We start from the raw sequence: 4,237 nt of genomic DNA on the forward strand, positions 1-4,237 counted from the left end.
AGCTTGTCTCGCGATCTTTTAAACGATCAAAAGATCGCGAGACAAGCTCGCTCCTACAGAGGGTCACAGGGTATTACCAACGATAACGCGCGCTCGCCAGGAAGGTCCGTTGCGGGCCGTAGTAGCAGGTGTCCAGGAAGTAGCAGTTGTTGGCGATGTAGCTTTTATTGGTCACGTTGTCGACGTTCAGTTGCAGGTTCCAGTGCGCGTCCAACTGGTAGTGGATCATGCTGTCCACCAGGGTGTAGCCGGGCGTTTCGCGCACTTGCGAGTAGTCGTCGTTGTAGTCTGGGCGGCCACTCACGTAGCGTACGCCCACCCCGTAGCCCAAGCCTTTGAGCTGGCCTTCCTGGTGCGTGAAGTCGGCCCACGCCGAGGCGCTGTGGCGCGGGTTGGTGGTGCCCCAACTGTCGGTGAAGCGGGTGCCTTCTTTGCCCGGTGTGTTGTCTTTGGTCACGCGGGCATCGAGGTAGGTGTAGCTGGCGGTGAGGTCCAAGCCCGGCGTCGGCGTGTATTTGCCTTCCAGCTCCAGACCTTTGGATTCCACCTCACCGGTCTGGATCATGATCCGCGTGTCGATCGGGTCGGTGGTCACCATGTTTTTCTGCACGATGTCGAACACCGCCGCAGTCAACAGCAGGTCGCTGCCAGGCGGCTGGTACTTGATCCCCAGTTCGTGGCTGGTGCCGGTGGTGGCCTTGTAAGGCTTGCCGTTGGCGCTGTTCGCGGTGGTCGGCAAGAACGACTCGGCGTAGCTGTAGTACGGCGCCAAACCGTTATCGAACAGGTACAACAAGCCGGCCTGCCAGGTGGTGGCGCCTTGGTCCAGGTTGCCGCCGACTTTGCGGCCATTGTTGTTCACATCAACGTCAGTTTTGGCTTGATCGTGACGCACGCCGACACGGGCGATCCAGTGATCGTCAATCTTCACCTGATGCTGGGCGTAGGCGCCGATCTGTTCAACATCAATCACACGCTGGTAAGGCACCGTCGGTTTGGCTGTCGGGGTCACGGCACCCGGGTTGTTCAAGTCCAGCGGTGAAGCAGGGCCGCTGAGTTGACGGTTGTTGCTGCGCTGCCAGGTGTAATCGAAACCGACCAGGCTGGTGTGCTCTATGCCCGGCGTGTCGAAGTTCGCCTGCAACTGGTTATCGAAGCTGTAGACGTCACTGTTGAGCTTGTAAATACCCGCATCACGGAACAACACAGCCGAGTTGTCCGGGTCGATCCAACCGAGGCTGCGCACGGCCTTGGCATCGTAGCTGCCGGTGTCGACGCGCACGTTTTGGCGGTACAGCCAAGTGTCGTTGAAGCGGTGTTCAAACAGGTACCCCAAAGAATACTGATCACGCTTGAACGTGTTGAAGTCCGGGTCACCACCATAGAAATGGTGCGACAAATACCCGGTCGGCCCGCGCACCAGTGAACCTTTGGCCGGCAGCCAGGTGCCCCAGCCGCTGGTGTCGTGCTGATAGCTGGCGAGCACGGTCAGGCTGGTGTCGTCGTTGCGAAAGGTGATCGCCGGGGCCACGTACACGTGGTCGTCCACGGCATGGTCAATTTGCGCCTGGCTGTCGCGCACGTTCATCGTCAGGCGGCCCAGCACCGTGCCGTTGTCGTTCAAGGCGTCATTGAGGTCCAGGCGCGCCTGCTTGTTGTCGAAGCTGCCGTAACCCAGTTGCACTTCATGAAAGGGCTCATCGCTGGGGCGCTTGGTGACGATGTTGATCATCCCGCCCGGCGCATTTTGGCCGTACAGCACCGACGCCGGGCCCTTGAGGATTTCTACGCGCTCCAGACCATAAGAGTCGGCGCGCCCGAACATGCCGTTGTTGGATGAGCGCAAGCCATCGCGAAACATGCCCAACTGAGACATGGTGAAACCGCGCACAGTCAGCCAGTCATAGCGCGGGTCATCGCCATAAAACCCGGCACTCACACCGGCGCTGTAACGCAGCGCCGAACTCAGGCTCTGCGCGCCCAGGTTGTCCATCTGCTCACGGGTGACGACCGAGATCGCCTGTGGAGTTTCCAGCAGCGGGGTGTCGGTCTTGGTGGCGGTGGTGGAGCGCCGTGCGACAAAACCTTTGTCGTTGGAGATGCTGTCCTGGGTGAAGCTGGACGACGAGCCGCTGATGGTGGTGGCCGGCAAATCATGGGCGCCCCCCGGCAGCACGGTGTAGGCGCCGCTGGCGGTGGTGCTGAAAATCAGCCCGCTACCGGCCAGGGCCTGGTTGATGGCTTGCGTGGTGCTCATCTGGCCTTGCACTGCCGGGGCGCGCTTGCCGGCAATCAACGACGGATTGACCGACAACATGTCGCCCGTTTGATGGGCGATGCGGCTCAAGGTTTCGCCAAGGTCACCTGCAGGGATGTTGAACGCTTGCGCGACAGCAACAGCGTCGCTGTCTGCCTGGGCATGGGACACAAACGGAGCGGTTGCCAGGGCGATCGCGACGGCAAGCAGGCAAGGACGAATCTGCAGGTTGGGCATGTAAGCGGGCTCGTAATAGGTGTGTTTTCAGTAACCAAGACCCGCGTTACGCAAAACCCCCTCAACGTTTTTCAGTTTTTTTAAGCGCTGGCCGAACGCACATCCACCGTGGTCAACCAGAAGCCGTGGCGGTTCACCTGCACCGGCAGCGTTTCGGCCAGTGAGCGCAAGGTGCGGTCACTGTCGTCCAGGGCAAACACCCCATACACCCGCAGTTGCGCGGCTTGCGGGCTGACGCGCAACAGCCCGGCGCGATAAGGGCGCAGGGCCTCGATGAGTTGCCCGAGCGGTTCATCGCGCACGTCGATGCGGCCTTCGAGCCAGTCAACCCGGCTGCGCCAGCTCGGCGTCTGAGGGGCGATGCCCTGTTCGGTGAAGGCGAACACTTGCCCGGCCTCAATGGTTTGCCGACGGCCAGCACGATTGGTCAACAGCACGCTGTGTTGCTGCACCGAGGCCAGGCTGCCGCCGTCGTCCTTGCGCACCATAAACTGCGTGCCCAGCGCCCGCACCGTGCCATCGCCGGAGTCGACAATAAACGGCCGCGAGGCATCTTTGGCGACGTCGACCTGCACTGCACCTTGGTGCAGCAGCACCCGGCGTTGCAGCCCGTCAAACAGAATGTCGACCACCGTGCGCGCATCCAGGCTCAGGCGGCTGCCATCGGCCAGGGTCAGCGTGCGGCGCTCGCCGGTGGCGGTGCGCTGGTCGGCCAGCAACCCGCCGAGCGGCGTGATGCGCTGGGTCACGCCCGCGGTCACCAGACCCAGCAGCAGCAGCGCCAGCCCGCCACCCACGGCCCGGCGCCGTGAAGGTGACGGCAGCGAACGCAGGCTGTCACTGGCGACTTTCAATTGGCCGGGGCTGCGCCGTTCGGCTTCCTGCAAGGCCGACAGGGGCGTGCTCAATAGCGTGTTGACCCGCTGCCAGGCGTGGGCATGTTCAGGGTCGGCGTTTAGCCAATGCTCGAAGGCTTGCTGACCGGCGCTGCCCGCCTGCGGCGATTCAAGGCGCAGCATCCAGTCCACCGCCGCGCGGTTGGCCTCATCGGCCTGACGGGCGCTCATGCCTGCGGGGTGTTCAGGCAGTGCAAAAATGCCCGGCGCAGGTCGCGTTCGACCGTGGCCAGGGAAATGCCCATGGCGTGGGCGATCTGCGGCTGCGTCAGCCCGTCCAGGCGGTGCAACAAAAAACAATGGCGGGCGCGGTTCGGCAGGCCATCGAGCAACTGATCGATCAATTCCAGCGCTTCACGCACCAGCGCCATGTCTTCTTCAGACGGCATGAACTCAGGCTCAAGGCCCGCCAGTTCTTCGTGATAGGCACGCTCCAGCATGCGCCGGCGAAACACATTGTTGAGCAGGTTACGGGCGATGGTGGTGAGAAACGCCCGTGGCTCCTGCAACGCCGTGAGCTGGCGCGAGGTAAGGGCACGCACGAACGTGTCCTGCGTCAGGTCGGCGGCATCATGCGGGCAATTCAACTGGCGATAGAGCCACGCACGCAACCAGCGATGATGATCGCTGTACAAGTCGGTCAGGACAGATCGGGAATCGCCGGGGCTGAGCACGTGCACACCTGAAATGAATGGTAACTAATCTCATTATCTTTTGTGCTCACGATAAAAAGCAATTGCCGGCTGTACATCTTTGTAGGACTGGTTTGATGTGGGAGCGGGCTTGCTCGCGATGGCATCGCCACGGTTGATCTGAAAAACCGCATTGCCTGCATCGCGAGCAAGCC

General features: G+C 61.9%; 3 protein-coding genes. All 3 read right to left on the reverse strand.

Features of this window, described 5'->3' with window-relative positions; translation table 11 throughout:
• Positions 1–73: 73 nt before the first annotated feature.
• The 3 genes from QMX84_RS25845 to QMX84_RS25855 all read right to left on the reverse strand — a co-directional run bounded on the left by QMX84_RS25845 (position 74) and on the right by QMX84_RS25855 (position 4,064).
• Positions 74–2,494: a TonB-dependent siderophore receptor gene (locus QMX84_RS25845; RefSeq protein ID WP_282365107.1), complete on the reverse strand. Its 2,421-nt coding sequence runs from the start codon at positions 2,492–2,494 to the stop codon at positions 74–76.
• A gap of 80 nt (positions 2,495–2,574) precedes the next feature.
• Positions 2,575–3,561 (reverse strand): FecR domain-containing protein, encoded by a 987-nt coding sequence (locus QMX84_RS25850; protein WP_282365108.1) that lies wholly within the window; start codon positions 3,559–3,561, stop codon positions 2,575–2,577.
• On the reverse strand, positions 3,558–4,064 hold the full coding sequence (locus QMX84_RS25855) for a sigma-70 family RNA polymerase sigma factor (RefSeq protein ID WP_048370828.1): 507 nt from the start codon (positions 4,062–4,064) through the stop codon (positions 3,558–3,560). The genes QMX84_RS25850 and QMX84_RS25855 overlap by 4 nt, the downstream gene beginning before the upstream one ends.
• Between the last annotated feature and the right edge of the window lie 173 nt (positions 4,065–4,237).

This window comes from Pseudomonas sp. PS01297, assembly GCF_029959305.1.
In the GTDB taxonomy this organism is placed as follows: domain Bacteria; phylum Pseudomonadota; class Gammaproteobacteria; order Pseudomonadales; family Pseudomonadaceae; genus Aquipseudomonas; species Aquipseudomonas helleri.